Genomic DNA, 26,669 nt, shown 5'->3' with positions numbered 1-26,669 from the left:
CCTCTGCTTTTTGCGAGGTTGAAGGAAACGCGGGACCCCGGTGCAAGCCCGGGCTGACGAATAGAGGCAAAAGGTGACCAGGCGGCGCAAAGTTACATTTGTCCTGTCCAGCGTCCTGTTGTGGGGTCTTTTGGGGGCTACCTTGTGGGGATTGCTCAACACACTCGAGGCCCAATGCAAGATACAGGAGCGCCAATCTGGCCTCTGGGCTGAATGCTTCGGGCCCGCAGCTTTGATTTTTACCGGCTTGTTCGGGCTGGTTTTATTTGTCGATGTGATCCGGATTGCTTCCGTTTTGTGGGCTCAAGGGCCTAAAGAGGAATGAGAATGTTCAAGAAAATCCTCATCGCCAACCGTGGCGAGATTGCGTGCCGGGTGATCAAGACGGCGCGTCGGATGGGTATTCAGACGGTGGCCGTTTATTCGGATGCCGATGCGCGGGCGCCGTTCGTGCAGATGGCGGACGAGGCGGTGCATATCGGCCCGGCACCTGCCGCGCAGTCGTATCTGATTGCCGACAAGATCATCGCGGCCTGCAAGCAGACCGGTGCTGAAGCTGTGCATCCGGGGTACGGCTTCCTGTCCGAGCGCACCTCGTTTGCCGAGGCGCTGGCCGCAGAGGGGATCGAGTTCATCGGCCCACCTGTCGGCGCGATTGCCGCGATGGGTGACAAGATCGAATCCAAGAAGCTGGCCAAGCAGGCGGGCGTCAACGTCGTCCCCGGCTTCGTCGGCGAGATCGAGGATACCGAGCACGCGGTGCGCATCTCGGACGAGATCGGCTATCCGGTGATGATGAAGGCCTCAGCCGGCGGCGGCGGCAAGGGTATGCGCCTTGCCTACAACGAGAAGGACGTGCGCGAAGGCTTTGAAGCGGTGAAGCGCGAGGGCCTGAATTCGTTCGGCGACGACCGCGTGTTCATCGAGAAGTTCATCCTCAACCCGCGCCACATCGAGATCCAGATCCTCGGCGACAAGCACGGCAACATTCTTTACCTGAATGAGCGCGAATGCTCGATCCAGCGCCGCCATCAGAAGGTGGTGGAAGAAGCGCCGTCGCCCTTCGTCACCCCGAAGATGCGCAAGGCGATGGGCGAGCAGTGCGTCGCGCTGGCCCGCGCGGTGGGCTACTATTCTGCGGGTACGGTGGAACTGATCGTTTCGGGCGCGGACCCGACGGGCGAGAGCTTCTACTTCCTCGAAATGAACACCCGCCTGCAGGTGGAACACCCCGTCACCGAGGCGATCACCGGCGTCGACCTGGTCGAGCAGATGATCCGCGTTGCCTATGGCGAGAAGCTGGCGATGACGCAGGATGACGTGAAGATCGACGGCTGGGCGATCGAGAACCGCGTCTATGCCGAAGATCCCTATCGCGGCTTCCTGCCTTCGACCGGACGCCTGATCCGCTATAACCCGTCGGTCGATCGCTGGACGGACGATGGTGCGGAAAATGGCCGTAGAGGCATTGATGGCGTGCGCGTGGACGACGGTGTCTATGAAGGCGGCGAAGTCTCGATGTTCTATGACCCGATGATCGCCAAGCTGATCACCTGGGGGAAGACCCGCGACGAGGCGGCGGACAAGCAGATCGAGGCATTGGACGCCTTCGAGATCGAAGGGCTTGGCCACAACATCGACTTCGTCAACGCGATCATGCAGCACCCGCGCTTCCGTTCGGGCGAACTGACGACGGGCTTCATCGCCGAGGAATATCCCGATGGTTTCACCGGGGCTGCGACTTCGGACGAGCTGAAGCAGACGCTGGCGGCACTGGCTGCATTCCTTGCAACGGCGCGGTCTGACCGGGCGCGGCAGGTGGATGGCCAGCTGGGCCATGATCTCGATCCGCCGTCGGAATGGGCGGTGAAGATCGGTGGCGCGACCTATGCGGTGGAACTGACCGAAGACGAGATCAGCGTTGACGGCAAGGCCATCGACATCGCACTGGAATACACGCCGGGTGACCGGATGGTGCACTGCGAAGTCGACGACAAGCCGCTGTCGGTTAAGGTCGAGACCACACGCGCGGGCTTCAAGCTGACGACGCGAGGTGCAATCCATGATGTGCAGGTTCTGCCCGCGCGCATCGCGCACCTGACCAGGCACATGATCGAAAAGATCCCGCCCGATCTTTCGAAGTTCCTGATCTGCCCGATGCCCGGCCTGCTCGTCAGCCTCAACGTGGGCGAGGGCGACACGGTGGAAGCAGGTCAGCCGCTGGCCGTGGTGGAGGCTATGAAGATGGAGAACATCCTGCGCGCCGAGAAGGCGGGCAAGGTGAAGTCGGTCAACGCCAAGGCGGGCGACAGCCTGGCGGTGGATGCGATCATCCTCGAGATGGAGTGATGTGTCCCCCCAAGGCCCTTCCTCTGCAGAGGAGGGGCCTTGCTATAGCTGGAAGATCTTGCCCGGGTTGAAGATATTGCCCGGGTCCAGTGCCTGCTTGAGCGTGCGCATGATCTGCACCGCATCCTCGCCCAGTTCATCGACAAGGCACTGCTGCTTGCCAATCCCGACGCCGTGCTCGCCGGTGCAGGTGCCATCCATGGCCAGCGCCCGGGCGACCATGCGGTGATTCACTGCCTCGACTTCCTCCATCTCGTGCGGGGCATCCGGATCGATCGAGAAGACGAGGTGGAAGTTGCCGTCGCCAACGTGGCCCAGGATCGTGGCGGGTACGCTGCAGGTGTCGAGATCGGCGCGGGTGGCCAGGATGCATTCGGCAAGCCGGCTCATCGGCACGCAGACGTCTGTCGTCAGGCCGATGGCGCCAGGGCGCAGGTTGACGGCGGCGTAATACGATTCGTGCCGCGCGCGCCACAGGCGGCTGCGGTCTTCGGCCAGTGTTGCCCACTGGAAGGCGCCACCGCCATTGACCGAGGCCAGCGTCTTGACCGTCTCGACCTGTTCGGCGACACCGCCGGGCGTCCCGTGGAATTCGAAGAACAGCGTCGGCGCTTCGGGCAGGCCAAGCTTGCTGCGCAAGTTTACGGCGCGAACCTGCATCGCATCGAGCAGTTCGATCCGCGCCATCGGCACGCTGCAATGGAAAGCCTGCACCACTGTTTCGATCGCGCCTGATAGCGTCTCGAACGGGCAGGTTGCCGCCATGATCGCTTCGGGCACTGGGTGAAGGCGCAAGGTGATGCCGGTGATGACCCCAAGTGTGCCTTCCGAGCCGATGTAGAGCCGCGTCAGATCGTATCCGGCGGCCGACTTCTTGGCGCGCGTTCCCGTGCGGATGACCTTGCCCTGCGGCGTCACCACCTCGAGCCCCAGCACCGCCTCGCGCATCGTGCCATATCGCACGGCGTTGGTGCCCGAGGCGCGGGTGGAGGCCATGCCGCCAATGGTCGAATTGGCTCCCGGATCGATCGGGAAGAACAACCCGCTGTCACGCAAGTGTGTGTTGAGCGCCTCGCGCCGGATACCGGGCTGTACGGTGCAGTCAAAGTCGGCGTGGTTGACTGAAAGGACGGTGTCCATGCGCGTAAGGTCAAGGCTCACGCCACCCTCGAGCGGGAGAGTGTGGCCCTCCAGCGAGGTGCCGGCGCCATAAGGTACGATTGCCACCCCGGCTTCGCGGCACAGGTTGACGCAATCGACCACGTCCTGCGTCGATGCGGCAAACACCACCGCATCGGGCAGGACGGTAGCGTACTGCGATTCGCTGCTGCCGTGCTGTGCGCGTATTGCTTCCGCGGTCTGGCAGGCGGTTCCGAAGCGCGCTGACAGGGCATCGAGGAAGCCTGCGGGCAGGGGGCGAAGGCGAGCGGGTCCGGTGGAGTGCATCTGACTACCTAGTGGACAAAGCATGCATTTTGCAGCCACCCTTTTTGCAGCCCACCTTTCCCGTTCTGCTCCCTTTTGGCTATGGCGCGAATCCGTTCAGGCGGGATAAACCCCGTCCGGCAAACTCTTGACGTCTGCATCGGCGTGCGGCTGAAGCAAACAAATGGTAGCATCAAGCAAGGGCAGGATGTGGCAATGAGCAAGTTTACGGGTGCATTGGTTATGGCAGGTCTCGCCGTTACGGCGCTGGCGGGTGGCGCGGCGCAGGCGCAGGACGCCGCAGCAGGCAAGAAGGTGTTCATGCGTTGCATCGCTTGCCACGCCGTCCAGCCGACTGCAGGCCCGAAGATGGGTCCAAACCTTGCGGGCGTGGTCGGGCGCAAGTCGGGCTCGGCTGCGGGCTTCAAGTATTCGGCCGCGATGCAGAAGGCCAAGCTGACCTGGAATGAGGCCACGCTCGACAAGTGGCTGACCAAGCCTTCGACGGTGGTGCCAGGCACCTCGATGGCTTTCCCGGGCCTGTCCAACCCGGCAGACCGCGCGAACGTGATCGCCTATCTCAAGAAGCCGGTCCCCTAAGGCGTAACAATGGCGAAGGCCGGGTCCGGCTTGTCGAGCCAGCTTACCAGGCGGGCAAAGGCAGCCGGATCCCCTTCGATTTTCGCTTCACCAGAGGCGACCTTGGCGGCTAGCGGCTGGCCCGCAAACAGCGCGCCAAGCAGATCGGCATAGCGCACCGTGAGCGTCGCCTGTCGCCCGTCACGCAGGCCCGACCGATGGACCAGAACGCCGTTGGCGACGGTCACCGTGAATCGCGACGCCTTGTCGGGGAAATCGAAACCGAGCATCAGCGCGCCGTCTGCCGCCTTTGCGGGATCAAGCCTGACGGCGAGCACATCGAAAAGATCGGCCGGCGGCAGTTGCCCGATCAGGCCTGCGCCGCCTGTGGGATCGATTGCCGAGACCCCGTTCTCCAGCTCGCGCGCGCCTGAAAGGTACATATTCCGCCACAGTGCGTTTTCGCTCTGGTAGGCGAGCTGGCGGTAAGTGCGGGCGAGCAGCGCCTTGGCCGGGGCATCGCCGGCATCGGCAAAGATCGCCTTGTCGAGCAGTTCTGCCGCCCAGGCATAGTCGCCCTTGGCGAAAGCCTCTTCGGCCATGCTCCTGACCCGCGCTGCACCGCCCATTGCATTGACATAGCGCTTGGCGCCATCCTCGGGCGGCAGCGGCGCGAGGTGGACGGGATTGCCGTCGTACCAGCCCATGTAGAACTGATAGACCGCCCGCGAATTGAAGCTGTACGACCCGTAATAGGGCCGGTCGTACCACTGCTGCGCCAGCGCCGGCGGAAGCGTCAGCCGTGCGGCGATCTCCGGCCCGGTCAGACCCTTGTTCATAAGCCTTACGGTCTGATCATGAAGATAGGCATAGGCATCGCGATGCTTGCCAAGATAGTCGCTGATCTCGCCCGCGCCGAAACGCGGCCAGCCGTGGCTGGTGATCAGCACCTCGGAGCCAGCGAAGAAGTCGATCGCTTCGGTCAGTCCCTGGGCCCAGGCCTTCGCATCGCGGATGACGGCACCGCGCGGGGTAAGGATGTTGTGCTGGCTGACGTTTGCGTTCTCGGCAAGATCTGCCACCTTCCAGTCAGGGAAGCCGAAGTTCATCTCTGCCGGGGCCTCGGTGCCAGGCGTGATCTGGAACCGCACCCGCACGCCGTCGAGCATGAGTTCGGTGCCGGTCTCGGCAATCTCGCGCGTCGGCGGGATCAGGCTGCGGCCGCCCGCGGCCACGCCCATGCCGATCCCCGACCCCATCGAACCTTCTGGCCCCTTGGGCAGTTCAAGTCCGAATTGGTAGCCTGCGCGGCGGCCCATGGCGGGGCCAGCAATGACATTCTCGCTTACGGCGGCGCGCGTGAAACCCTGCGGCGCGATGGTCGGCGCATCCTTGGCCAATGCCTGCGCAAAGGCGCCAGCGCCGCCGAAATGATCGACGTGGCTGTGGGTGTAGATCATGGCCGTGACGGGCAGCTTCGCCACCTTCTCCGAGATCAGGGAATAGGCCGCGGCAGCGGTCTCGGTCGCAGTCAGGGGGTCGATCACGATCCATCCCTTGTCGCCGCGCACGAAAGTCACGTTTGCCACGTCGAAGCCGCGTACCTGCCAGATGCGGGCGGTAACCTTGAACAGTCCTGCCTTGCCGAGAACCTGGGCATGGCGCCAAAGGCTGGGATTGACGGTGGCCGGAGCCGGACCGCTGGCAAAGGCAAAGGCGGCGGTGTTCCACACCGGCTTTCCCGCAGCATCGCGTATGACAGGGTCCTTCAGCGTTGCGACAAACCCGCGTGCGGCAAAATCGAAATCGCGCACGTCGCCCATGGGCAAGGCGTCCAAGGCCGCTGCATTGGCCCGAGACGTTGCCAGCGTCGGCGCATCGGCGAATGCAGGTTGTGCCGCCGCGATGGCGGCAAGGCTTGCCACCATTGCGTGGCGAAAGGCTGATCTGCGCATGTCCTCTCCCGGCTCCGTTCTGCGTGGAGTTCCTGCGGCAGAGTGCTCTTAATCGCGCGGTTAGGGAAGCGGCAAAAACGCTATCCGAACAGACGGCGCCACAAGCTTCGCGGGCGCGGTACTGGTGGCTGCTGTCCGGTCAGGCGCATGAGGTAACTTGCCAGCAGCATCGCCTGGTTGCGCGTCATCAACAGGTGGTGCGTGTCGACTGCACCGGGCCGCGGCTGCGGCGAGTTGGTTGATTGCACCCGCAAGTGGATGTTGCGTGCATAAGCACGATGATCCCAGCCGATGACGACGCCGGACAGTTCCTGCGCCGATGCTTCGACGGACTGTGCCCGCGGCTCCTGCAGATGTGCGGTTGCCATGATTCCTCTCCCCTATTCCCCGCCGCCAAGGAATCGGAAGATTGCAACGTCGTCAAGTGTTTCTGCGAAAGAGCCGTGCCGGAATGGCGCGATCAGGCGGCGAGCTGGTAGGGCGCGATTTCACCTGCAAGGTAAAGCTTCTTGGCCTTGGCGCGTGAAAGCTTGCCCGAACTGGTACGCGGCAGCGTGCGCGGCGGCACGAGTTCGACCACGCAATTCATGCCGGTGATCGAACGCACCTTGTCGCGGATCTGGTCACGCAGCTTCACGCGTTCGACCGGATCGGACACGCGGCAGTGCACCAGCACGGCAGGCGCTTCCTCGCCGTTCTCGGTCTCGACCGAGAAGGCGGCAATGTCACCCTGGTGGAAGCCGGGGAGCTGTTCGACCGCCCACTCGATGTCCTGCGGCCAGTGGTTCTTGCCGTTGATGATGATCATGTCCTTGGCGCGTCCCACGATGAACAGGTAGCCCTGTTCGTCGACGTACCCCATGTCGCCGGTATCGAGCCAGCCATCGACCATGCAGGCCGCAGTCGCTTCAGGATCGCGGAAATAGGAGTGCATGACCGAGGAGCCGCGGCACCAGACCTTGCCGATGTGGTGATGGCCCAGCACGTTGCCGTTTTCGCCCTTGATGGCCACTTCCATGCCCAGCACCGGCACGCCGCAATTGACCATGGCGCGATAGCGAGCGGGGCGCGAAAGATCGCGAGGAGTGCCCGAAAGGCGCTCTTCCTCGACCAGTTCGACGCGGATCCCTTCGCCCGGAGGCATGACGGTCACCGCAAGGGTCGCTTCGGCAAGGCCATAGCTCGGCAGGAAGGCTTCGGCCTTGAAGCCGGCATCGGCAAAGGCGTTGACGAAGTTCTGCATCACGTCGGGGCGGATCATGTCGGCCCCGTTGCCGGCCACGCGCCAGCGCGAAAGGTCGAAACGATCGGAGACGGCAGTCTGGCTCGAGATGCGGCGGGCGCAGATGTCGTAGCCGAAGGTGGGTGAATAGGACAGCGACGTGCCCTTGTTGCGGCTGATCAGGTCGAGCCAGGCGAGCGGGCGGCGGGCAAAATCCTCGGTCTTGAGGAAGTCGACTGACACGCTGTTGGCGATCGGCGAGAGGAAGCAGCCCACCAGGCCCATGTCATGATACCACGGCAGCCACGAAATTGCGCGGTCCGGATTGTCGATCTTCATGCCATGCGAATGGCCGGCAAGGTTGGCGAGCAGCGCGCGATGGGTAACCGCAACGCCGTGGGGGAAACGCGTCGAGCCGCTGGAATACTGCAGGTAGCTGATCGCGTCGGGATCGGGCTTCGGAAGTTCGGCGGCGGACTGTTCGCCAGCGTGGAAATCCTCCCACGAAAGTCCGGCGCAACCTTGCCGCGCGGCGGCGGCGCCAGCCATTTCGGCAATCTCGCCGGGATAGACCAGCATCTTCGGATCAGAGCTGGCAAGCTGGACGGCAAGCTGATCGATATAGCTTTCCTTGCCGCCGAAGCTGGTGGGCAGGGGGAGCGGCACCGGCCAGGCGCCGGCATACATCGCGCCGCAGAAGATCGCCGCGAAATCGGGGCCGGTTTCGGCCACCAGCGCAACGCGATCGCCGGGCGCCACGCCAAATGCGATCAGCTTGCGCGCCGCGACCAGCGCATCGGCGCGCAGTTCGGAATAGGGGTAGATGCGGCTCAGCGTGCCGCGCGGATCGTGGAAGTTGAAGCCCAGCACACCCTTGGCGGCATGGTCCAGCGCCTCGCAGAAAGTATCGAAGTCCGCATAGCGACGTGGCTGCACGTCGATATTCGGTGTGGGAACGAGAATCGCCTTGTCAGCGACAGCGTTCGAAACAGTCATGCGATACCCCGATGTTCTCTTCATTCGTCCTGCAGGCCAATGTCAGCCCACTCGTGAACGGCCCATTACTGGTCCGTGACGCGAAAACAACGCCACCACGGTACGGACGTTCTCATTTAGCGGGGACTGTGGCACGAATATGGCGAATGGATCGCAATTCCCCAGATCGTCGCCGGGCACCGCGCGAACGCAAGCAGCCTAGGCCGCTCGATGCCCCGCGCCTGAACGAGATGGCGCTGGCTTATGTCGCGCGCTTTGCCATCAGCGCCGGCAAACTCTCCGATTATCTGCGCCGCAAGCTGCGCGAACGCGGATGGGAAGGCGAGGGGAAGGCCGACATCGGCGCTATCGTTGGCCGGTTCATCGAGCTCGGCTATGTCGACGATGCCGGTTTTGCGCGCAGCAAGGCACAAAGCCTTTTGCGCCGGGGCTATGGCGCGCGGCGTATCGACCAGGCGCTGGGCGCTGCCGGGATTGACGAGTCCTTGCGCGACGAATCGCGCGGCAGTGAGGTCGAAGCCCGCCGGGCCGCGCTTGTCATGGCGCGGAAACGTCGCTTTGGCCCGTTCGGCAAGGGGGAAGGGCTTGACCCGGCTATCCGGGAAAAGCAGGTCGCAGCGATGCTCCGTGCAGGGCACCCCCTTGCACATGCGCGCGAGGTGGTGAATGCCTTGAGCGCTGAGGCTCTGGAAGAGTGGATCGATGAAGCAGCTGAATAGACTTGCCGCCTTTTCTGCCCTTGCGCTGATCGCGGGCTGTTCCCCGGGTGCCGCAGATGCCGGCACCAAGCCCCCGGCGCAGAGTGCTGCCGCGGCCGTGCACCCGGTTTCCGGCCTGCAGATCGAACCTGTCACGATCACCAGCGGCAAGACGGCGCACGTCTTCAAGTCGGAAGTCGCCCGGACATCGGCGGAACAGGCCAAGGGGCTGATGTTCCGGACCGAGATCGGCGACGATGAAGGGATGATCTTCCTGCGCAATCCGCCAGACGTTGCTGCCTTCTGGATGCGCAACACGGTGATTCCGCTCGACATCATCTTCGTGGGGCTCGATCGCCGGATCATGAACATTGCCGCCAACGCCCGGCCCTATGACGAAACGCCGCTGCCGGCCGCCGGTCCGACGCTGGCCGTGCTCGAGATCAACGGCGGCCTTGCGGCAAAGCTTGGCATCAAGCCGGGTGACAAGGTCGATTGGTGAAGCGACCGGGGGCAGGCGCATCTGAGCGCTTGCCTGTTCCCCCCATCAGCGGCTAAGCGCGCCCAATATCCAAGGCAGGTATCATGAGCATCCTCGGCAAGATCTTCACCTGGTGGAATGGCGCTACCGTGACCACCATGCTCGACAGCGCCCTCAGGGGCGAGCAGGTCGGCACCGACGCGCAGGGCAACACGTATTTCCGCGCCAAGAAACCCTATCCCAAGGGCCATCCCTTCGCCGGGCGCGAACGCCGCTGGGTGATCTACAACGGCGCGAACGACGCCAGCCGCGTGCCTTCGGAATGGCACGGCTGGCTGCACGGCTCGTTTGACGGCGTGCCCGAAAGCAATCTGCCGCCGCCGCGCATCTGGGAAGTAGACTACACCCCCAACGCCACCGGCACGGTCAAGGCCTATCGCCCGCAGGGTGCGCTGGAACGCGGTGGCAAGCGGGCTGCAGCCACGGGTGACTACGAAGCCTGGGTGCCGGAAGCCTGATGCCATCGATTGCGCCGGCGGTAGCACGCGGGCTCGCGCTTGCGGGCGTGCTGGCGCTTGCCGGTTGCGGTGACAAGGCTCCTCCGCCTCCGCCCGAGGCGACCGAGACCGGCTCGGCCGTCGTCAGCGCATCGGGCGCTGCGGTGGAAAGCGAATTCGGCACACCGATCAAGGACCGGGTGGCAACGCTGGGCTTCCTCAACAAGCGCAACAACATCACGCAGGAAGTTGTGCTGAAAAGCGGCGAATCGCGCCGCATCGGCAACGCCATCGTGAAGCTTGCCACGTGCGAGAAGACTGCGCCGTGGGAAGACCCCCCGGAAACGGGCGCTTTCGTTCAGCTCTACGTCGAGGAACGCGCCACCACCAGCGAGCCGCTTGCCTGGCGCAAGGTCTTCTCCGGCTGGCTGTTCAAGAACGCCCCGTCGCTGAGCGTGGTCGAACACCCGGTCTATGACGTGTGGGTCAAGGATTGCGCGATGACGTTCCCGGGCGAGGAAGAGCCTCTTGCCGCTGCGCGCAATGCGGCAAAGCCCAGTGGCAACGCCAGCGGCGCTTCACCGCCGGTTACGCCGCCCAGTCCAAAGCCCAGCTCGTCGCCCAGCGCCCGGCCGGCTGCCAGCTCTGCCGACGAATAGGGCCGCTGCGCAGCTGAAAGCAATTGCAGATACTGGCTCTGGGGTAATTCCACCGCCCCGAGCGATGACAGGTGCGCGGTGGTGAACTGGCAGTCTAGCAGTTCGGCCCCCACTCTTCGCAACGACGCAACAAGCCATGCCAAGGCTACCTTAGAGGCATCGCTTTCGCGGCTGAACATCGATTCGCCGCAAAACACCCGGGCGAATCCCACACCATAGAGTCCGCCGACAAGGCGCCCGTCCTGCCAGCATTCGATCGAATGAGCATGGCCGTGCTCGTGCAGGCCGATATAGCTTTCGCGAATCCGTGCGCTGATCCAGCTTTCCTCGGCCCCGGGGCGAGGGGCTGCACAGGCGTCGATGACCGCCTCGAAAGCCGCGTTGCAGGTGACGGCAAAGCGTCCGCGCCGGAGCGTGCGCGCCAGTGACTTGGACAGATGGAAGCTGTCCAGCGGGAGAATCGCCCGCATTCTCGGCTCTACCCAGAACACTTCAGGGTCGTCGCGACTGTCCGCCATCGGGAAGATCCCGGCGCGATAGGCCTTGAGCAGAAGCTCGGGCGGGATGGAATGGGGATCGTTGCGGGCCATAATCTTCAATAATGTGTTTCGGTCGGTTGCACTCCTGTCGTCAACCCTTTAAGGGGCCGCCCAGAGCACAGGAGTGTAGCTCAGTTGGTAGAGCATCGGTCTCCAAAACCGAGGGCCGTGGGTTCGAGTCCCTCCACTCCTGCCATCTCCCCGCAAGGCGAAGCCCTTGCCGGGTCGAGGTCATGATCTGCTTCTCAGCATAGCCGCAAAGCCCCTCAACCACGCTACACCATCACGAACCTGCAGTGGGTGCGTTCTTGCCAGCCAGGGTCTCAACGGCAGCAATTCCTTAACCATGTTCGGTCGAAAAGGCTTGTGCAACGCTAGGGGGCAGGCACGGGCATGGCATCGATAGGGATGGAAATTCGGCAGGTGCGGTCTGCGGTGCGCCTGCCGTTCCTCATCGTGGCCGTCGCGCTCCTCTTGTGGGCTGCGCTGGTGCGCCTGCCCTTCGGCATCGCGCCCCGTGCCGATGCCGATGCGGCGCTGTTCTGGTTGATCGGCCATGGCTGGCGCATGGGCGAACTTCCTTATCTTGGCACATGGGACATCAAGCCACCGGGCATCTTCCTGGTGTTCGCATTCGCCGATGCGATGTTCGGCGCGGCCCCGTTCGGCGGAAGGATTCTCGCTGCGCTTGCCATCGGGGCGGGGGCGGCGGGGCTCTATCGCTTTGGCCAGCGCGTTTTGGGTGATTCGCGCCTCGCCCTGATCGCCGCGCTCCTTCTGCCGACCTACAGCCTGCTGTTCGATGGCCTTGCCAACAAGCCCGAGCTTTTTGCAGCGCCGTTTGTCATCTGGGGCATCACGCTTGCCGCGACGGCCGGAAGGGCATCCGGTCAATTGCTGCTGGCAGGCCTTGTCATGGGCGCAGCGCCGATGATGAAGCAGACGGCGGGCTTCGAAATCCTGTTCCTCGCCGGCTATCTTGCTTGGCGCCATCGCAGCTTGCCCGCACTTGCCGCGTTCGGTGCAGGACTTGCCATGGTCCCCTGTGCCTTCGCGCTCTATTTCGCGGCCCACGGCGCTTTTACCGAGCTGTTGGACGCCAGCGTGTTCGGCGCGCTGCTGCGACTTCATGGCGATGGCGTGACACTGGCCGAAGCGCCAGTGCGGGTGCTCGCCTCACTGAAAACCGCAATGCCGCTACTGCTTCTTGCCGGCCTTGGCTGGGCCGAGCGCAAGCGCCTGTCGTGGCGGGGAGCAGGCGTCAGACCTGCCAATCCCGATGCCGCGCTGCTGACCTGGGGCTGGCTGGGTGCGGCCGCGTTGGCAGAGCTTGCCATGCGCGCGACATATCCTGCCTATGCCTTGCCACTGCTTGCGCCGCTGTGCCTGCTTTCGGCAAGGGTACTGGCCGCACTCACTCTGGTGGAGCGCAGGGACCTTGCCAGATGGGCCCTGGTCATTGTCGCCGCGGTCGTGCTCTGGCCCGTTTTGTTCCAGCTTTTGCGCGACGATCCCGATCACGATTCGCAACCCCTTGGCATTGCAGCCTACTTGCGCCAGCACGCTCCCGGCAAACCGATCTACGTGGTGAATTACGACCCGGTGGTCTATCAGCTTAGCGGCGCGCCGACACTGACGCGGTTTTCCTTCCACCAGCATCTGGTCTGCGAGTTCCCGGCATTGCCGGTCGCAGCCGATGCCGAAATTCGCCGCATCATGGAAAGGCGCCCCGCTGCACTCGTCTTTGCATCGCCCACGCATCACATGGTCTGCGAGCTGCCCGAGCGCATAGCGCTGGTGCATGCGCTTGCGCGAACTGGAGGTTATCGCAAGGTCGCTGCCATTCCCGGCAAGGCCGGTGCCGTCGAAATGTGGATGCCGTCGTCCGGCTTCTGAAGGAAAAGAGGGGCGGCGCCGATCCGGCACCGCCCCAAGTCGCGTCCCAATGCGTCTGGTTCGCTTGAGAACTGAGACCAGGCTAGCAATCGTCGCGCGCATTGGAAGACTGCGGCCCGGCGTTTTCGGTAGAACCGGCACGAAAAAGGGCGAGCCGCTACGCCCGCCCTTTTCCAGTACTGCGAAAATGATCGCGTAAGTTTTGGCGTCAGTTCCGGCCCCGGCCGAGGCCGCCAGCAGCGGTGCCAGCAAGGCCGCCGCCGATACCGGCGGACGCACCCATGCCGGTGCTGCCGAGCGAGCCGCCCAGCGCGCCGCGCCCGGAAACTGCCGTATCAAGGGCGCCCGAAGTGGCTACATCGTTGATGGTACGATCGGTGCGGTGCTGAGCGCGATCGGCAGTGCTCATCGTCTTGCGTTCAAGGCGGTCTGCGGTTGCTTCGGTCTTCCGCTGCGCACGATCTGCTGCACGTGTTTCGGCGCGAGTGTCGTTGCGGACCTTGGCCGTTGTCGAAACGTCTGCGCCGATGCCCTTGTCGTCGGCTTGGCGCTGGGCTTGTGCGCTTACGCTGACGTCAGCACCAAGTCCGGTGTTGGCATTGGTTGAACCCGTTGCGGTGCCAGTGGAAACCTGGTCGCCCGCTGTGGTGGTGGCGGTGGTACTCTGCGCCTGCGCAGTGCCGGCAAAGACAATGGCCGCCAGCGGGAGGATGATCTTCTTCATGGTTGCGTTCCTTTCAGCCCCCGTCAAACTCACCCCTGTTCGTGGGGGTAAGAACCGACCAGAGATGCAAAGGGTCCAGGCTTCTGGGCGGACCATCGGGTCCAAGGTGCAAGTTGTCGCTTACGCTCCATCTTGCCAAACCGCGTCGCTGCGACTAGATCAGGCCCACTTCCGACATCGGAAAATCGCCAGCCCCTCCCGGACCTGTCCGGGGCGGCGATGTCCCCTAGACGGAAGAAACGAGTTTCCACGCGGCCCCGGCCGCAGCAAGCAAGGCGTTCGAGCAATGGCCAAGACCAGCCCCGGCGAGTTCTTCAACCAGGTGAAGGCCGAAGCGCGCAAGGTGGTCTGGCCGACCCGGCAGGAAACCACCACCACCGCGATCTTCGTGGCAATCATGATGCTGATCCTTGCTGTATTTTTCCTCGGCATCGATTCGCTGTTCGGCATGATCGTGCGCTTTCTGCTGTCGCTCGCCTGATCTGACCACCTCCAGGACCTGAGAGAACAAAAATGGCCCGCTGGTACATCATTCACGCCTATTCCGGTTTCGAGAACAAGGTGAAGGAAGCGATCATTTCGGAAGCCGAGCGCATCGGTCTTTCGCAGCTGGTCGAAGCGGTCGAAGTGCCGACCGAGACCGTCACCGAAGTGAAGCGCGGCAAGAAGGTTCAGGTCGAGCGCAAGTTCATGCCGGGCTATGTGCTCGCCAAGCTGGCGATGAACGACGACATCTATCACCTCGTCAAGAACACGCCGAAGGTCACCGGCTTCCTCGGCACCAACAACAAGCCGCAGCCGATTTCCGACAAGGAAGCCGCCCGCTACTTCGGCGCGCGCGAACAGGCCGCTGCCGAGCCGCGCAAGAACGTTTCGGTCGACTACGAGATCGGCGATCAGGTCAAGGTCAACGCGGGTCCCTTCGCCTCGTTCAACGGCGTGGTCGAGGAACTGGATTTCGACAAGAGCCGCGTGAAGGTTTCGGTCTCGATCTTCGGTCGTGCCACACCTGTGGAACTGGGCTTCGAGGAAGTCGAACTCGTTCGCGGCTGATCTTTCGACGACGCAGGCAAAGGCGCGTCAGCTCACCAGCTGGCGCGCTTTTTCCATGGCCCGATCCCGGCGCGATGCGATGTCCCCGGCGCTCGTCTGCACTGGGACATCCGGCATGACACCCGCGTCCGGTTGAGGGCTGGATGGAAAGAAGCCGATCAGCGGGAGGTCCACCTCCAAACCGGTCTCCGGCAGGCGCAGGAAATAGAACGCACCGCCGTTGATGCCCCGCAGGTTGCCGCCAGTGGGCTCGCCGACCAGCACGGCCACGCCGCTGCGCTTGACTGTTTCGGCGAACTGGAATGTGGCTGAAGAGCAGGTCGGCCCCACCAGCACCGCGACCTTGCCTTCGAAGCGCTTGCCTCTCGGTTCGAGCCTTGCACCCGGCAGGTCGAAGTCTCCGCGCACAAGCCTGTACATGCCCTTGCGTGAGGAGGGCCTGACCGCATCGCCCCAGTCGTCGAAACTGCGATCCCACGTGTCGAGCACCGGGCGCAACGCATCGGGAATTGACCTGTAGCGCACGTGGCGTTCCATCACCGCCTGCGCAAGCGGCCGGTCGATCAATCTTGCCAGCACCGCATCGCCGCAGTCGATGCCGCCTTCGTTGGCGCGTATGTCGATCACGAGACCATGGGCTTTCTCATCGATCATGCGATCGAATGCGGCTTCCAGCCAGGCCTGCCAGTCCCACTTGCTGTCATAGAGACCCCAGTTGTCCATGCGCAGGGTGCCCACGCCTGCGCTGATGGAAAGGTTCCAGCCATTGCTTTCGGCATCGTTCCTGTCGGCTCCGCGGACCCTTGGGGGACGGATGAAAGATGGAAGGTCGATGGTGCGACCGTCCGCCAATGTCAGTGCAATGCGATGGGCAGGACCGTGCCTGGCAACGAGCGGACGATAGAGGTCGAACGGATTGGCAGTGTCCTGACTCTCCACGCCAAGCAGCGCAAGCCGCTTGGCGTCGTTGCTGCCGTCCGCACGGGCTAGCGGCAATAGCCGGCGCAGGAGCGTGGAGGTCGCAACACCATCGACAGCGGTGATGGTATCTCCGCGCCTGAGCGGGACATCGGCCCGCAAGATGCCAGTCACCACCATTTGTCCGTCGATCCAGCCAAATGTGAAGGGCACGGCCGCACTTGTGCCCACGATCTGCGCGATGACGGATTTCGACTGATTGGATGGATTCGGGTAGCTGTGGCCACAGCGGACGCCAGCTGTCACCCGCGCGAGAGAAAGATACTGATCGCGGGTGGTCATCGGCCCGTTGACGAGCCGGCTGACTTCGTCCTGCACCAGATCACGAAAGCGGTCGTGGCCAAGATAACGGTCGAGGCCGGGATGGAGGCGATCATAGGCTTCTGACAGGATGGCAAAGTCTCGCCTGATCGCGGCGACGGTGGGCAGCGCTGGCGCAGGCACGGCGGCTACCGCACGGGTGGCAAGGGCTGCAGGGGCAGCGGCGAGCAGTGTCCGGCGATCGATCCTCACGTTCCAAGGCTATCACGGCTTTGGCAGATCGCCGCATGCTTTGCGCCTGGCCTGCGCTTGGCGCTTGGCTTTCGGCACCATTGTCGCTAAGGGCGCGCACTCTTGCGGGCGAATCTGTCCGTGGGTCCGTGCGGGAGTCCCAGTATCGGGGCGTTTGACCGCTCACTCTGAGGTCTGCCTTGGCTGGCGGGCCGACAGGAAGAAAGGAGGCCATCGTGGCCAAGAAGATTGAAGGCTATATCAAGCTGCAGGTATCGGCTGGTGAAGCCAAGCCTGCTCCGCCGATCGGTCCGGCGCTGGGTCAGCGCGGCGTCAACATCATGGAATTCTGCAAGCAGTTCAACGCTGCAACGCAGGAAGTCGAAAAGGGCACCCCGCTGCCGACCGTGATCACGGTCTACGCGGACCGCTCGTTCACTTTCGTGACCAAGACCCCGCCTGCCACCTTCTTCATCAAGAAGGCTGCCGGTATCAAGTCGGGTTCGAAGACCCCGGGCAAGGCTTCGGCCGGTTCGATCAAGCGTTCGCAGCTGGCGGAAATCGCCCAGGCCAAGATGAAGGACCTGAACGCGAACGACATCGACGCCGCAACGAAGATCATCGAAGGCTCCGCTCGCGCGATGGGCCTCACCGTGGTGGAGGGCTGATAGCATGGCCAAGCAGACCAAGAAGCAGAAGGCCCTCGACACCAAGCTGGGCGACAACCAGAAGCTCTATGGCGTCGATGAAGCGATCGCGCTGCTCAAGGACCTCAAGTCCGCCAAGTTCGACGAGAGCCTCGAAGTCTCGCTGAACCTCGGCGTCGATCCTCGCCACGCCGACCAGATGGTTCGTGGCATGGTCACGCTGCCTTCGGGCACCGGCAAGGACGTCAAGGTTGCCGTGTTCGCTCGTGGCGACAAGGCTGAAGCCGCTCTCGCCGCTGGCGCTGACAAGGTTGGTGCCGAAGACCTGCTGGAAGACATGCAGAACGGCAATCTCGACTACGGCCGCGTGATCGCGACGCCCGACATGATGGGCATCGTCGGCCGCCTCGGCAAGGTGCTGGGTCCCAAGGGCCTTATGCCGAACCCGAAGCTCGGCACCGTCACCCCGAACGTCGCTGAAGCGGTCAAGGCTGCCAAGGGCGGTCAGATCGAATTCCGCGTCGAAAAGGCCGGCATCATCCACGGCGGCATCGGCAAGCTCTCGTTCTCGGACGAAGCGCTGCGCGCCAACTTCGAAGCCTTCGTTGACGCCATCGTCAAGGCGAAGCCTGCTGGCGCCAAGGGCAAGTACCTGCGCAAGGTCGGCCTGTCGTCGTCGATGGGTCCGGGCCTCAAGGTTGACCTGGCACAGGTCAACGGCGGCTGATCTTCAGCGATCGCAGCCTGCGAAAAAGAAGGCCGGGGAGGGAAACCTCTCCGGCCCTTTTTCTATCTGTGCAAGGCGTCTAGGAGCGGCTGATGCCCCAGCCTGAACGCCCCGAAAATCCCGTTACCGCCGCCCGCCTGCAGGTCGAGGCGATTATCCCGCCTGAAAAGCGCGGACCTGGCTGGGACCGTCACTGGCGCGAGCTTGAGGCTTATGCGCAAGCGGCGATGGAAGGGGCAACAGGGGACTGGACAGTGCCGCCGCGCCCCTGAAACGCGGTCAATCGACCGCAAATTCCAGCGTTATGCGCAAGCCCGGGGCTGCCGACTGCGTATCGAGCGTCGCGCCGAGCCCGCGTGCCATGGCCTTGACCAGACGCTGGCCCAGGCCCGTTCCCTTGGGCTGTGCTGACTCGTCGAGCCCCAGACCTTCGTCCTCCACCGTCAGCCTCATGCGCCCATCACCGTTCGTGCCGAAGATGATGCGCACATCACCTTCGCAATCGCTGCCGTAGGCGTACTTGCAGGCATTGGCGACAAGTTCGCAAATGACGATGCCGAGCGTTACCGCCTTGTCGGTGGGCAGTTCGACGGCTTCGGACGTTGCGGTGACCCGGCGTGGCGCATGGGGAGACGTCCACGTCTCGGCCAGGTCACGGGCAAGATTTTCGAGATACTCGTCCATGGCAACATGTTCGACGTTGCCGGTCGCGTAGAGGTGGCGATTGACATGGGCTATCGCGCCGATGCGCTGCTGTGAGGCGAGCAGGGCGTTGCGTGCCTCGCCCTCGGGAAGCACCGAGGCCTGCATGTTGATGAAGCTCATCGTCATTTGCAGGTTGTTGGCGACGCGGTGGTTCACTTCGCGCAGGAGGGCGGCAAGGCGTTCGTTGCTTGCCAGCAGTTCGCGTTCGGCCTGTTCCTTGGCACGACGCAGGCGCACGCGTTCAAGCGACTGGGTGAATGCCGAGCGGAGCAGGTCGATGAAGTCCTCGCCGACAGTCTTGACCACGTAATCGTCTGCACCGGCGCGCAAGGCGGCTGCAGCAAGCCGACCGTCATCGGCACCGGTCACATAAACAATTGGTGGGCAATCGGGCAGGGTGAGCAGCCGCTCGAGCGTTTCCATGCCGTCCATGCCGGGCATGTGATGATCGACCGCGATGACATCGAACGTATTGTCCGACGCCATCGAAAGACCTTCATTGCCATCGCTGGCCAGAGTTATCGCGAAGCCGTCATTATGCAGCCTGCGCTGTACCAGTCGCCTGAGGCCAGCATCGTCGTCGACGTAGAGAAGGCGGATCTGCTCTTCGCTCAAGCGTCCCCCTCGGCGTCCGGCACCTGGATCACCGACAGGAAAAGTCCCAACTGCCGGATCGCTTCCGCAAAATTCTCGTAATTCACCGGCTTCGTGATGTAGACGTTGCAGCCCAAGTCGTAGCACCGCTGGATCTCCACCTTGTCGTCGGTCGTGGTCAGCACGACCACGGGAGTGCGGCGCAGGTGCGCATCGCCCTTGATCTTGGCCAGAATGTCGATCCCGCTCATGTCGGGCAGGTTGAGATCGAGCAGAACCAGGGCCGGGCCATTGTGGGCAGGGCCGTGCGGATCGTTCCACAGAAAATCGATCGCGGTCGTGCCATCGGTAAAATGTCGAATGGCGTTCGAAATGCCGGCGCGGCGAATGTTCTTCTCGATCAGCCGGGCATGGCCTTCATCGTCCTCGATCATGACGATGTTGACGGCAAGGGATTCAGGCATCGGCTACTCCGGCTTGGAACTTCAGGGGGAGCGAGAGCGTGAAGGTTGAACCGACACCCTTTTCACTTGAAACTTCTATCAGTCCGCCAAGCCGGTAGGCAAGCGCCCGAACGTGTGCAAGTCCGATGCCTTCGCCCGGTTGATCTTGCGTGCCCGAGCGCCGGAACAAGTCGAAGATGCGTTCGTGATCGCGCTGTTCGATGCCGCGGCCATTATCGCGAACATGGATATGCGCACGTCCATGCGCCACGTTGCCATCGATGCGGATCACCCCGGGGCGTCCGGGCTGCAGGTACTTCAGCGCGTTCTCGATGAGATTGGAAAGGATCTGCTCCAGGGCAAGGCGATCGCTCTCCAGCGCCGGGAGCTGTCCGATCTCGATCGTTGTGCCAGTCTCGTCGATGCGGTGCTGCAGGGAATCGATGATCGCCTGCACCAGCCCGGCTAGATCAAGCTGCGAGGCGGACAGGGTGCGCCGCCCTTCACGCGAGAGCCGAAGAATGGCGTTGATCAGCCGGTCCATCTTTTGCGTCGAACTGCGAATGAAGCCGATTGATTCGGGCAGATCTTCGTCGACGGCCATGCGAACGTTTTCGGGCAGCGCCTCTTCGCTCTTGGCGAGATGATCCGCAATTGCCTTGCGGGCGGCGTCCAGTTCGGCCGTGAAGCCCATGACGTTGACGAGTGGCGAGCGAAGATCGTGACTGACGATGTAGGCGAAGCGCTGGATTTCAGCATTGGCGCGCTGCAACTCCGAAGTTCGCGCATCGACCAGCGATTCAAGTTCCTGATTGAGCAGATGCAATTCGCGACGCTTGGTGTCGATTTCGCCGATATTGCGACGGATGATGAGGATGACGGCAATGCTAACGCCAATGATCAGCGCACCACAAAGGCCCAGCATTGCGGAAAGCAGATTCCGCGTGCGATCCTGATCCAGGTTGCGAATGCGCAGCAACCGGTCTTCGCGCTCGAGCATCCTGTCGGAGAAGCTGCGGATGAACCGGATCGATTGCGTTGCCGTATCAGCGTCGAGGCTCGCCACCTTGACGATGCCGAGCTTGGCTTCTGCTGCGGTCGTCCGGGCGCGATTGGCATAGGCTTCAAACGCCTTGCTCAGCCCAGTCACCGAGCGAATTTGCACGGGGTTGTCTGCGACCAGCCGGTTGAGCTGCGCCATTTCCCGTTCGGCTTGCGAGATGGCGGAATCGGCGATCTGGTAGAAGCTCTGCTCGCGCGGGGCGATGATCATGCCGCGCCGCGCTGTCTCCACGCGCTCGGCATGGCGGACAAAGCGGTTGAGCGAGGCTTCCACGTCAAGCGTGTGCTCCACCCAGTAAGCATCGCGTTCGGCCTGCCGCTGCACGACGACCACGGCCACGACAGCGGCGATCAGTGCGGCAAAGCCGATCCCCAGAAGGAGAAGGATTAGACGATTGTTCCCTGCATCGCGCGAGAACGCATAGACTGGCGTAGTCGGCATTGCTGGTGAAGCTCCCCGTGCAGGACGTAACTGCGCACGCCGCAGGCGGTTCCCGGCCCAACTCGAAAATATGTCAGTCGCGCGAAAGGTTGGCTGCTGTGTAGCATTCCACCACGAAACTGATCGCCGTGCCATCACCGACGCGCAGGACAGCTTTATCGGCAAGCACGGTCCCGGCAGGGCAGTCCGCACTTCCGCCGCGCTGGCGCTCCAGCCGCTGGCGGGTGAAACCCAATGGTGCCACCACCTTGCCGAACGGTGTATCGCCTGTCTCCAGCGTCCTGTTCATGGCGGCAGTCAGCCGGGCCGGGACATACCAGTTGTGCGCTACTGACAGCACCCGTTCACCACAGGCCAACTGGACATGCCGGTAACCCAGCGGCTCGTCCGGCCGCACCCCGAGGCTGGCACGAATGGCGGCAGAGGCGGGGCGGCGAGCATCACGATCGGCAATCGCGCGCACGATCGCGGGGCTGGCGATCCGTCGCGCCGCACACCACTGCTCGAGCGCTGCGGTCGCACTCTGGTTGGCGGACAGGGTGCGTTCCAGGCTGGACAGCGGCGATGTGGCGCAACTGCTCACCGTCGCCAACGTCAGCAACAGGGCAGGGGCAGCCTCAGGGCGCAGGTGCTGCTGCCTGGAGTGCGGTTACTGCCGTATCCTGCAATCGACGAGCCGTCAGGATCTTCACCGGCTTGGCAAGCATCTGCCCGCGCATGATCCCTTCGCCTTCGGTTTCCGAGATCGGCGCGGCAAAGATCGTCTTCACCACGTCCATGCCTTCGATCACCTGCCCGAACGCGGCATAACCGGCCTTGATCTCGGGATCGGCAGAATCGGGCTGGGCATCAAGGCCAGGCTGGTCCGATACCATGATAGAGAAATCGCCTGTGGCGGTTCCGGGGGCATAGCGTGCCATGGAAAGCGTCCCGGCCTTGTGCATGATGCCGGTCACGTCGGTCGGCTCGTGCGGGATCGGTGGCAGGTTGCGCCTGGGATCGCCGCGCGTCCCGGCCTGGATCAGGCCGTTGGGCTGCTCGCCCCATTTGAGATGCATGGCGCGATAGAACACCGTCCCGTCAAACCGCTTGGTCTCGGCATAGCGCACGAAGTTGCTGGCGCTCGCCGGCGCGCGCTTTACGTCCAGTTCCACGACGATCCGTCCGGCTTCGGTCTCCAGCGCAACCCGCACCTTGTCGGGCAGGGCAGCCTTGGATGGCGCAGGATAAGTCGGCACGACCGGTCGTGCGGCCGGGGCGCGCGTTTTCACCGGCGCTGCAGCGATCAGCGCAAAGGCCAGCGGCGCGAGCAGGGCAAGGCGGCGGTCCAGCATTGCTCAGATCCCTCCCGACACGGGGAACCGGCCAATCGCGCCGAGGCCTTCCTCGAGCGCATGGGCGCAGGCCTGCAACTGCGCCTCGTCCACCGAACGGATAACGAAGTTTGCGCCGGTCTTGCCTTCGCGGAAGAACGGATAGCTGCCGATCTGCACGCCCTCGAAGGCCTTTTCGGTCTCGCGCAGCAAGTCTGCGATCTCGCTTTCGGCAACCCAGCAGCCAACCGTGGTCGACAGCAGCGGCAGTCCACCCTCAAGCTGTCCGGTCAGCCCGTCGAGCATCTGCGCGGTGATGCCAGGCACGCCGGCCATGAGGTAGACATTACCTGCGCGGATTCCCGGTGCACCCGAAACCTTGTTCTCGATCAGGTCGGCGCCATCGGGCACGCGCGCCATTCGCAGCCGCGCTTCGTTGAGGCCGCCGCGCGTCTCGTAGTACGCTTCGAGGATCGCCCGCGCCTTGGGGTGGATCACCACGTCCACGCCGAGCGCCTGTGCCACGGCATCCACGGTGATGTCATCATGCGTCGGACCGATGCCGCCCGTGGTGAAAAGGTAGTCATTGCGCGCCCGCAGCGTGTTTACCGCCTCGACGATGGCGTCCATGTCGTCCGGCACGACCCGAACCTCCCGCAGGCGGATGCCCTGTACGCCCAGCCACGATGCGACCTGGGCGATATTCTTGTCCTGCGTGCGGCCAGAGAGGATCTCGTCGCCCACGACGACGAGCGCGGCGGTCCATATGCGGGATTCGTTGGTCATATGCAGGGGGGATACCGCAAGGCCCGCACCTGCAAAAGCGCTATTCCGCCGCTTCGATGTGCGTGTCCGAAAGGGCGGCCTGGCTTGCATGACCGAATTGAAGGACGCCGTCGTCGATCGGGTCTTCCCGCATCCACGCAACATCGCGCACGTAATCCTGGTTCAGCCGCCAGCGCATGTCGCTCGCCGACTTGGGGAGCAAGTGGCGGGCCCGCGTGATGTACCCCGACGAGAAGTCGTAAATGTTGTCCTCGTCGAGCTCGCGGCCCTTTTCCAGTCGGGGCACAGCCACATCCGCTCCACGCGCCTTCATGGTGTTGAGGACATCGCAAATGTAACGCGCGTTGATGTCGGCACGCAGGGTCCAGGAAGCGTTGAGATAGCCGAACACCGCCGCAAGGTTCGGCACGTTCGAGAACATCGCGCCCTTGTAGTAGTAACGGTCGGCGAAATCGACCGGCACACCGTCGACGCTGATCGCGATCTTGCCGGCCATGACCATCTTGAGGCCGGTCGCCGTCACGATGATGTCGGCATCGAGATGCCTTCCAGACTTGAGCTGGATACCGGTGGCATCGAACCGCTCGATCTGGTCGGTCACCACGCTTGCCTTGCCTGCCTTGATCGCTTCGAACAGGTCCCCGTCAGGAACAAGGCACAGGCGCTGGTCCCATGGCTTGTAGGGTGGGGTGAATGCCTTCTCGTCGTACTTGTCGCCAAGCAGAGCCTTGATCCGCTTCGTCAGAAATGAAGCAACCTTGTCCGGCTTCGTGCGCGCGCGCTTGAAGAACAGGTTCTGCAACTTGACGTTCTTGAAGCGGGTGATCTTGTAGGCAGTCTCCTCGGGCAGCCATTTGCGCAGGAAGTTGGCGATCGCGTCCTTGGCCGGGCGCGTGGCATACCACGTGGGCGTGCGCTGAAGCATGGTCACGTGCGCCGCTCTGCCCGCCATCGAAGGCACGATCGTCACCGCCGTCGCCCCTGATCCGATCACCACGATCTGCTTGCCGGAATAATCCAGGTCCTCTGGCCAGAACTGTGGATGCAGGATTTGCCCCTTGAATTCTTCGCGACCGGTGAATTCTGCCTCATACGGCTTGTCGTAATCGTAGTAGCCTGACCCGAGATAGAGCCAGCCTGCTGTCACCCGGCTGCGTTGCCCGTCCGGCCCTTCGAGCGTCACCACCCAGTGGGCTGAAGCATTGTCGAAGTCTGCCGAAAGCACCTTGCTGTCGAAGCGGATGTGGCGGCGGATGTCGCGCTCGTCGGCAATGCGGTTGAGATACTCGAGGATCGAAGGACCATCGGCGATCGATTTCTCGTGCTTCCACGGCTCGAACACGAAGCCGAGCGTGTGCATGTCGGAATCCGATCGCACGCCGGGGTAGCGAAACAGGTCCCAGGTCCCGCCGATCTGCGCGCGGCGTTCAACGATCGTGAACGAACGGTCGGGGGAGAGCATCTTCATGTGCGCTGCCATGCCGATACCGGAGATGCCGGCGCCGACGATCAGGACATCGACGTCGGGCTTGCTCGCCGCAAAGGTGGATTGCTGTGCACCCACGGTCTCTCTCTCCATCGTTTGTATTTACAGCCATGTTAGCACACTCGGGCGTGATTGCCAGTGGCGCCCGAGTTTGCCAATCATGACAGATGACCTTGATCGCTGCCCGCCGCTACAGCCATGGCACCGCCCATGATGAAGCGCTGCAACTGACCGGCGAACCCGCGCCGGAACTTCCGACACATAGCTTCGACTGGATCGGCCTGTGCGAGCCTGATCCTGCCGAGATGGCGCTGGTGCAGCGGCAGTATGGCCTCCACCCTCTGGCGGTCGAAGACGCCCTCAATCCGCGCCAGCTGCCCAAGGTCGAAGTCTACGGAAAGACCCTGTTCGTCGTGGCCCGCACTGCCGAACTCAAGGACGGTGAGGAAATCGACTACGGCCAGACCGCCTTTTTCGTCGGGCCGGGCTTCCTGATCAGCGTTCGCTTCGGCAGCACGCGCGCCCATCGCGCCTTGCGCAGCGAACTCGAGACTCAGGTCGATCGGCTGTCCGAGGGGCCGGACTACGTCCTGCACGCAGTGCTCGATTTCATCGTCGATGGCTATCTGCCGCTGCTGGAAAAACTCGAGGAGGTGGCGCAGGAAATGGAGGAGGCGGCGATTGACGTGTTCCCCGAACAGGCCGTGATCCGCCGCATATTCCGCCTTCGCCGCCAGCTTCGCCGGTTCGAACGGGTGATCGGGCCGATGGAGGAAATGTGCGAGCGGCTCGTTCTGGCCGATCTGCCTTGCATCGATCCCGCAGCCCGCATCTGGTTTCGCGACGTGCTCGATCACGTGCGGCGCGCGATGGCGCGGATGCGCGGCCTCAAGGAAACCCTTGCCGCCATCGTCGAGACGGCCAGCCTGCTGGAACAGCACCGCCAGGGCGAGATGACCCGGCAATTGGCCGCATGGGCTGCGATCCTGGCCGTGCCCACGGCCATCGCCGGAATCTATGGCATGAACTTCGAGTATCTTCCCGAATTGCACTGGCATTACGGGTACTTCGCTGTCTGGGCGGTGATCATTACGGTCTGCGGCGGGCTTTGGCTGCGGTTCCGGCGGATCGGCTGGCTCTAGGCGTGAACTGCAAGCGTGTGGACAATCGCGCGCTTTGCGATTGTTACAGTCTCTCTGGTGCCCTAGTGCGCGCGAAGGCGGAGACGACTCGTTTCCCCTGATGCGTGCATCAATTCGGGAAGCAATACGATGTTTGGCTGGTTCCAGCGTCTCCTGCCCAAGTCGGGCGATTTCTTCGGCATGTTCGAGCGTCACGCCGAGGCTTGCGTCGATGCCGCCGATGCCCTCGCCAAGCTGACGCGCTCTCACGGGGATGCCGCGCAGTGGGTTGGCCGGATCCGCGACCGCGAACATGCCGCCGACGATGTGATCCGCGAAGTGCTGTTCACCGTGCGCCGCACCTTCCTGACCCCGTTCGACCGTGGCGCGATCACGTCGCTGATCGGTGCGATGGACGATACGATCGACGAGATGCAGGCCGCGGCCTCGGCCATCGAGCTTTACGAGATCGCCGCGTTCGAACCCGAAATGCAGGCCATGGCCGACAAGATCGTCGAAGCGGTGGGCCTGATTGCGGAAGCCATGCCGCTGTTGCGCGATATCGAACGTAACGGCGGACGCCTGCACGCGCTGACCGAACGCATCGTCAAGCTGGAAGGCGAGGTCGACCTGATCCACCAGGCGGGCCTCAAGGCCAATTTCCAGCGCCATCGCGCCGATGGCGATCATATCGCCTTCATCGTTGCGCGCGAGATCTTCAAGCACCTCGAAAAGATCGCCGACGCCTTCGAAGACGTCGCGAACGAGATCGACGCGCTGGTCATCGACCACGCCTGACG

The 26,669-nt window shown here is 63.3% G+C and carries 27 protein-coding genes, 1 tRNA gene and 1 pseudogene; 15 read left to right on the top strand and 14 right to left on the bottom strand.

Annotated elements, in window-relative coordinates; genetic code table 11:
- Positions 1–327 precede the first annotated feature (327 nt).
- A complete protein-coding gene (locus B9A23_RS17300) occupies positions 328–2,349 on the top strand; it encodes an acetyl-CoA carboxylase biotin carboxylase subunit (protein ID WP_084280298.1) in 2,022 nt (673 codons plus the stop codon).
- Between the two features lie 42 nt (positions 2,350–2,391).
- Here the strand turns inward: B9A23_RS17300 and B9A23_RS17295 are convergent, their stop codons facing one another.
- Complete coding sequence (locus tag B9A23_RS17295; protein ID WP_084280297.1) at positions 2,392–3,795, bottom strand: FAD-binding oxidoreductase; 1,404 nt, start codon at positions 3,793–3,795, stop codon at positions 2,392–2,394.
- A 222-nt stretch (positions 3,796–4,017) separates the two neighbouring features.
- On the opposite strand from B9A23_RS17295, the gene B9A23_RS17290 reads away from it, so the two are divergent.
- Positions 4,018–4,374 (top strand): c-type cytochrome, encoded by a 357-nt coding sequence (locus tag B9A23_RS17290; RefSeq protein ID WP_254895173.1) that lies wholly within the window; start codon positions 4,018–4,020, stop codon positions 4,372–4,374.
- Here the strand turns inward: B9A23_RS17290 and B9A23_RS17285 are convergent.
- The 3 genes from B9A23_RS17285 to B9A23_RS17275 all read right to left on the bottom strand — a co-directional run bounded on the left by B9A23_RS17285 (position 4,371) and on the right by B9A23_RS17275 (position 8,526).
- On the bottom strand, positions 4,371–6,308 hold the full coding sequence (locus B9A23_RS17285) for an alkyl/aryl-sulfatase (RefSeq protein WP_084280296.1): 1,938 nt from the start codon (positions 6,306–6,308) through the stop codon (positions 4,371–4,373). The two genes, B9A23_RS17290 and B9A23_RS17285, sit on opposite strands and share 4 nt — an antisense overlap.
- A gap of 80 nt (positions 6,309–6,388) precedes the next feature.
- Positions 6,389–6,676: a hypothetical protein gene (locus tag B9A23_RS17280; protein WP_084280295.1), complete on the bottom strand. Its 288-nt coding sequence runs from the start codon at positions 6,674–6,676 to the stop codon at positions 6,389–6,391.
- 92 nt (positions 6,677–6,768) lie between these two features.
- On the bottom strand, positions 6,769–8,526 hold the full coding sequence (locus B9A23_RS17275) for a fatty acyl-AMP ligase (RefSeq protein ID WP_084280293.1): 1,758 nt from the start codon (positions 8,524–8,526) through the stop codon (positions 6,769–6,771).
- A 146-nt stretch (positions 8,527–8,672) separates the two neighbouring features.
- Between B9A23_RS17275 and B9A23_RS17270 the strand changes: the two genes are divergently transcribed.
- The 4 genes and pseudogenes from B9A23_RS17270 to B9A23_RS17255 all read left to right on the top strand — a co-directional run.
- Positions 8,673–9,245, top strand: a complete 573-nt coding sequence (locus B9A23_RS17270; RefSeq protein ID WP_084280292.1) for a regulatory protein RecX — start codon at positions 8,673–8,675, stop codon at positions 9,243–9,245.
- Positions 9,229–9,726, top strand: coding sequence for a DUF192 domain-containing protein (locus B9A23_RS17265; protein ID WP_084280291.1), 498 nt, complete (start codon positions 9,229–9,231; stop codon positions 9,724–9,726). Before B9A23_RS17270 ends, B9A23_RS17265 begins: the two co-directional genes overlap by 17 nt.
- Positions 9,727–9,809: 83 nt before the next feature.
- Entirely contained in the window at positions 9,810–10,223 is a 414-nt protein-coding gene (locus B9A23_RS17260; protein WP_084280289.1) for an NADH:ubiquinone oxidoreductase subunit NDUFA12, read from the top strand.
- Positions 10,223–10,639 (top strand): annotated as a pseudogene (locus B9A23_RS17255) (DUF2155 domain-containing protein); the annotation flags it as partial. The gene B9A23_RS17260 and the pseudogene B9A23_RS17255, both read left to right, overlap by 1 nt.
- 35 nt (positions 10,640–10,674) lie before the next feature.
- Here the strand turns inward: B9A23_RS17255 and aat are convergent.
- Entirely contained in the window at positions 10,675–11,451 is a 777-nt protein-coding gene (gene aat, locus B9A23_RS17250) for a leucyl/phenylalanyl-tRNA--protein transferase (RefSeq protein ID WP_084280288.1), read from the bottom strand.
- A 69-nt stretch (positions 11,452–11,520) separates the two neighbouring features.
- Here aat and B9A23_RS17245 point away from each other — a divergent pair.
- Positions 11,521–11,596: transfer RNA gene (locus B9A23_RS17245), tRNA-Trp, on the top strand.
- A gap of 197 nt (positions 11,597–11,793) precedes the next feature.
- A complete protein-coding gene (locus B9A23_RS17240; protein ID WP_084280287.1) occupies positions 11,794–13,296 on the top strand; it encodes a glycosyltransferase family 39 protein in 1,503 nt (500 codons plus the stop codon).
- A 208-nt stretch (positions 13,297–13,504) separates the two neighbouring features.
- On the opposite strand, the gene B9A23_RS17235 is transcribed toward B9A23_RS17240, so the two are convergent.
- A complete protein-coding gene (locus tag B9A23_RS17235; RefSeq protein ID WP_084280285.1) occupies positions 13,505–14,020 on the bottom strand; it encodes a hypothetical protein in 516 nt (171 codons plus the stop codon).
- 286 nt (positions 14,021–14,306) lie between these two features.
- On the opposite strand from B9A23_RS17235, the gene secE reads away from it, so the two are divergent.
- Entirely contained in the window at positions 14,307–14,501 is a 195-nt protein-coding gene (gene secE / locus B9A23_RS17230; protein WP_084280284.1) for a preprotein translocase subunit SecE, read from the top strand.
- Positions 14,502–14,533: 32 nt separating this feature from the next.
- Entirely contained in the window at positions 14,534–15,073 is a 540-nt protein-coding gene (gene nusG, locus B9A23_RS17225; RefSeq protein WP_039331850.1) for a transcription termination/antitermination protein NusG, read from the top strand.
- 27 nt (positions 15,074–15,100) lie between these two features.
- Here the strand turns inward: nusG and B9A23_RS17220 are convergent, their stop codons facing one another.
- Positions 15,101–16,564: a S41 family peptidase gene (locus B9A23_RS17220; RefSeq protein ID WP_084280283.1), complete on the bottom strand. Its 1,464-nt coding sequence runs from the start codon at positions 16,562–16,564 to the stop codon at positions 15,101–15,103.
- A 215-nt stretch (positions 16,565–16,779) separates the two neighbouring features.
- Between B9A23_RS17220 and rplK the strand changes: the two genes are divergently transcribed.
- The 3 genes from rplK (at position 16,780) to B9A23_RS17205 (ending at position 18,189) form a co-directional block, all read left to right on the top strand.
- Complete coding sequence (gene rplK / locus B9A23_RS17215; protein ID WP_084280282.1) at positions 16,780–17,211, top strand: 50S ribosomal protein L11; 432 nt, start codon at positions 16,780–16,782, stop codon at positions 17,209–17,211.
- A gap of 4 nt (positions 17,212–17,215) precedes the next feature.
- Entirely contained in the window at positions 17,216–17,917 is a 702-nt protein-coding gene (gene rplA, locus B9A23_RS17210) for a 50S ribosomal protein L1 (protein ID WP_084280280.1), read from the top strand.
- A 92-nt stretch (positions 17,918–18,009) separates the two neighbouring features.
- The gene (locus B9A23_RS17205; RefSeq protein WP_084280279.1) at positions 18,010–18,189 is read left to right on the top strand and encodes a hypothetical protein; all 180 of its coding nucleotides are present in this window, start codon (positions 18,010–18,012) and stop codon (positions 18,187–18,189) included.
- A gap of 7 nt (positions 18,190–18,196) precedes the next feature.
- On the opposite strand, the gene B9A23_RS17200 is transcribed toward B9A23_RS17205, so the two are convergent.
- From B9A23_RS17200 to B9A23_RS17170, 7 genes are all read right to left on the bottom strand, one after another.
- Complete coding sequence (locus tag B9A23_RS17200; RefSeq protein ID WP_084280278.1) at positions 18,197–19,237, bottom strand: sensor histidine kinase; 1,041 nt, start codon at positions 19,235–19,237, stop codon at positions 18,197–18,199.
- On the bottom strand, positions 19,234–19,680 hold the full coding sequence (locus tag B9A23_RS17195; protein WP_084280277.1) for a response regulator: 447 nt from the start codon (positions 19,678–19,680) through the stop codon (positions 19,234–19,236). The genes B9A23_RS17200 and B9A23_RS17195 overlap by 4 nt, the downstream gene beginning before the upstream one ends.
- Positions 19,673–21,163 (bottom strand): sensor histidine kinase, encoded by a 1,491-nt coding sequence (locus B9A23_RS17190; protein WP_176218037.1) that lies wholly within the window; start codon positions 21,161–21,163, stop codon positions 19,673–19,675. The genes B9A23_RS17195 and B9A23_RS17190 overlap by 8 nt, the downstream gene beginning before the upstream one ends.
- A gap of 73 nt (positions 21,164–21,236) precedes the next feature.
- Positions 21,237–21,746: a hypothetical protein gene (locus B9A23_RS17185; RefSeq protein ID WP_254895170.1), complete on the bottom strand. Its 510-nt coding sequence runs from the start codon at positions 21,744–21,746 to the stop codon at positions 21,237–21,239.
- A 34-nt stretch (positions 21,747–21,780) separates the two neighbouring features.
- The gene (locus B9A23_RS17180) at positions 21,781–22,497 is read right to left on the bottom strand and encodes a peptidylprolyl isomerase (protein ID WP_084280272.1); all 717 of its coding nucleotides are present in this window, start codon (positions 22,495–22,497) and stop codon (positions 21,781–21,783) included.
- 3 nt (positions 22,498–22,500) lie between these two features.
- Positions 22,501–23,262 (bottom strand): competence/damage-inducible protein A, encoded by a 762-nt coding sequence (locus B9A23_RS17175; RefSeq protein WP_084280270.1) that lies wholly within the window; start codon positions 23,260–23,262, stop codon positions 22,501–22,503.
- 40 nt (positions 23,263–23,302) lie between these two features.
- Positions 23,303–24,841 (bottom strand): flavin-containing monooxygenase, encoded by a 1,539-nt coding sequence (locus tag B9A23_RS17170; protein ID WP_084280268.1) that lies wholly within the window; start codon positions 24,839–24,841, stop codon positions 23,303–23,305.
- A gap of 74 nt (positions 24,842–24,915) precedes the next feature.
- On the opposite strand from B9A23_RS17170, the gene B9A23_RS17165 reads away from it, so the two are divergent.
- Positions 24,916–25,890, top strand: a complete 975-nt coding sequence (locus B9A23_RS17165; RefSeq protein WP_084280266.1) for a magnesium and cobalt transport protein CorA — start codon at positions 24,916–24,918, stop codon at positions 25,888–25,890.
- 129 nt (positions 25,891–26,019) lie between these two features.
- Positions 26,020–26,667 (top strand): DUF47 domain-containing protein, encoded by a 648-nt coding sequence (locus tag B9A23_RS17160; protein WP_084280264.1) that lies wholly within the window; start codon positions 26,020–26,022, stop codon positions 26,665–26,667.
- The last annotated feature ends 2 nt before the right edge of the window (positions 26,668–26,669 follow it).

The sequence above is a fragment of the Novosphingobium sp. B1 genome (assembly GCF_900176395.1).
Taxonomy (GTDB): domain Bacteria; phylum Pseudomonadota; class Alphaproteobacteria; order Sphingomonadales; family Sphingomonadaceae; genus Novosphingobium.
The sequence above is the reverse complement of the archived record's forward strand: the minus strand, read 5'-3'. Positions and strand labels throughout refer to the sequence as shown.

Coding starts and splice junctions, on each gene's coding strand:
- B9A23_RS17275 (WP_084280293.1), bottom strand. CDS start 8,526: ATGACTGTTTCGAACGCTGTCGCTGACAAGGCGATTCTCGTTCCCACA.
- B9A23_RS17190 (WP_176218037.1), bottom strand. CDS start 21,163: ATGCCGACTACGCCAGTCTATGCGTTCTCGCGCGATGCAGGGAACAAT.
- B9A23_RS17160 (WP_084280264.1), top strand. CDS start 26,020: ATGTTTGGCTGGTTCCAGCGTCTCCTGCCCAAGTCGGGCGATTTCTTC.
- nusG (WP_039331850.1), top strand. CDS start 14,534: ATGGCCCGCTGGTACATCATTCACGCCTATTCCGGTTTCGAGAACAAG.
- aat (WP_084280288.1), bottom strand. CDS start 11,451: ATGGCCCGCAACGATCCCCATTCCATCCCGCCCGAGCTTCTGCTCAAG.
- B9A23_RS17195 (WP_084280277.1), bottom strand. CDS start 19,680: ATGCCTGAATCCCTTGCCGTCAACATCGTCATGATCGAGGACGATGAA.
- B9A23_RS17280 (WP_084280295.1), bottom strand. CDS start 6,676: ATGGCAACCGCACATCTGCAGGAGCCGCGGGCACAGTCCGTCGAAGCA.
- B9A23_RS17295 (WP_084280297.1), bottom strand. CDS start 3,795: ATGCACTCCACCGGACCCGCTCGCCTTCGCCCCCTGCCCGCAGGCTTC.
- B9A23_RS17290 (WP_254895173.1), top strand. CDS start 4,018: ATGGCAGGTCTCGCCGTTACGGCGCTGGCGGGTGGCGCGGCGCAGGCG.
- B9A23_RS17300 (WP_084280298.1), top strand. CDS start 328: ATGTTCAAGAAAATCCTCATCGCCAACCGTGGCGAGATTGCGTGCCGG.
- B9A23_RS17165 (WP_084280266.1), top strand. CDS start 24,916: ATGACCTTGATCGCTGCCCGCCGCTACAGCCATGGCACCGCCCATGAT.
- B9A23_RS17260 (WP_084280289.1), top strand. CDS start 9,810: ATGAGCATCCTCGGCAAGATCTTCACCTGGTGGAATGGCGCTACCGTG.
- B9A23_RS17205 (WP_084280279.1), top strand. CDS start 18,010: ATGCCCCAGCCTGAACGCCCCGAAAATCCCGTTACCGCCGCCCGCCTG.
- B9A23_RS17270 (WP_084280292.1), top strand. CDS start 8,673: ATGGATCGCAATTCCCCAGATCGTCGCCGGGCACCGCGCGAACGCAAG.
- B9A23_RS17180 (WP_084280272.1), bottom strand. CDS start 22,497: ATGCTGGACCGCCGCCTTGCCCTGCTCGCGCCGCTGGCCTTTGCGCTG.
- B9A23_RS17175 (WP_084280270.1), bottom strand. CDS start 23,262: ATGACCAACGAATCCCGCATATGGACCGCCGCGCTCGTCGTCGTGGGC.
- secE (WP_084280284.1), top strand. CDS start 14,307: ATGGCCAAGACCAGCCCCGGCGAGTTCTTCAACCAGGTGAAGGCCGAA.
- B9A23_RS17235 (WP_084280285.1), bottom strand. CDS start 14,020: ATGAAGAAGATCATCCTCCCGCTGGCGGCCATTGTCTTTGCCGGCACT.
- B9A23_RS17265 (WP_084280291.1), top strand. CDS start 9,229: ATGAAGCAGCTGAATAGACTTGCCGCCTTTTCTGCCCTTGCGCTGATC.
- B9A23_RS17285 (WP_084280296.1), bottom strand. CDS start 6,308: ATGCGCAGATCAGCCTTTCGCCACGCAATGGTGGCAAGCCTTGCCGCC.
- B9A23_RS17240 (WP_084280287.1), top strand. CDS start 11,794: ATGGCATCGATAGGGATGGAAATTCGGCAGGTGCGGTCTGCGGTGCGC.
- rplA (WP_084280280.1), top strand. CDS start 17,216: ATGGCCAAGCAGACCAAGAAGCAGAAGGCCCTCGACACCAAGCTGGGC.
- B9A23_RS17170 (WP_084280268.1), bottom strand. CDS start 24,841: ATGGAGAGAGAGACCGTGGGTGCACAGCAATCCACCTTTGCGGCGAGC.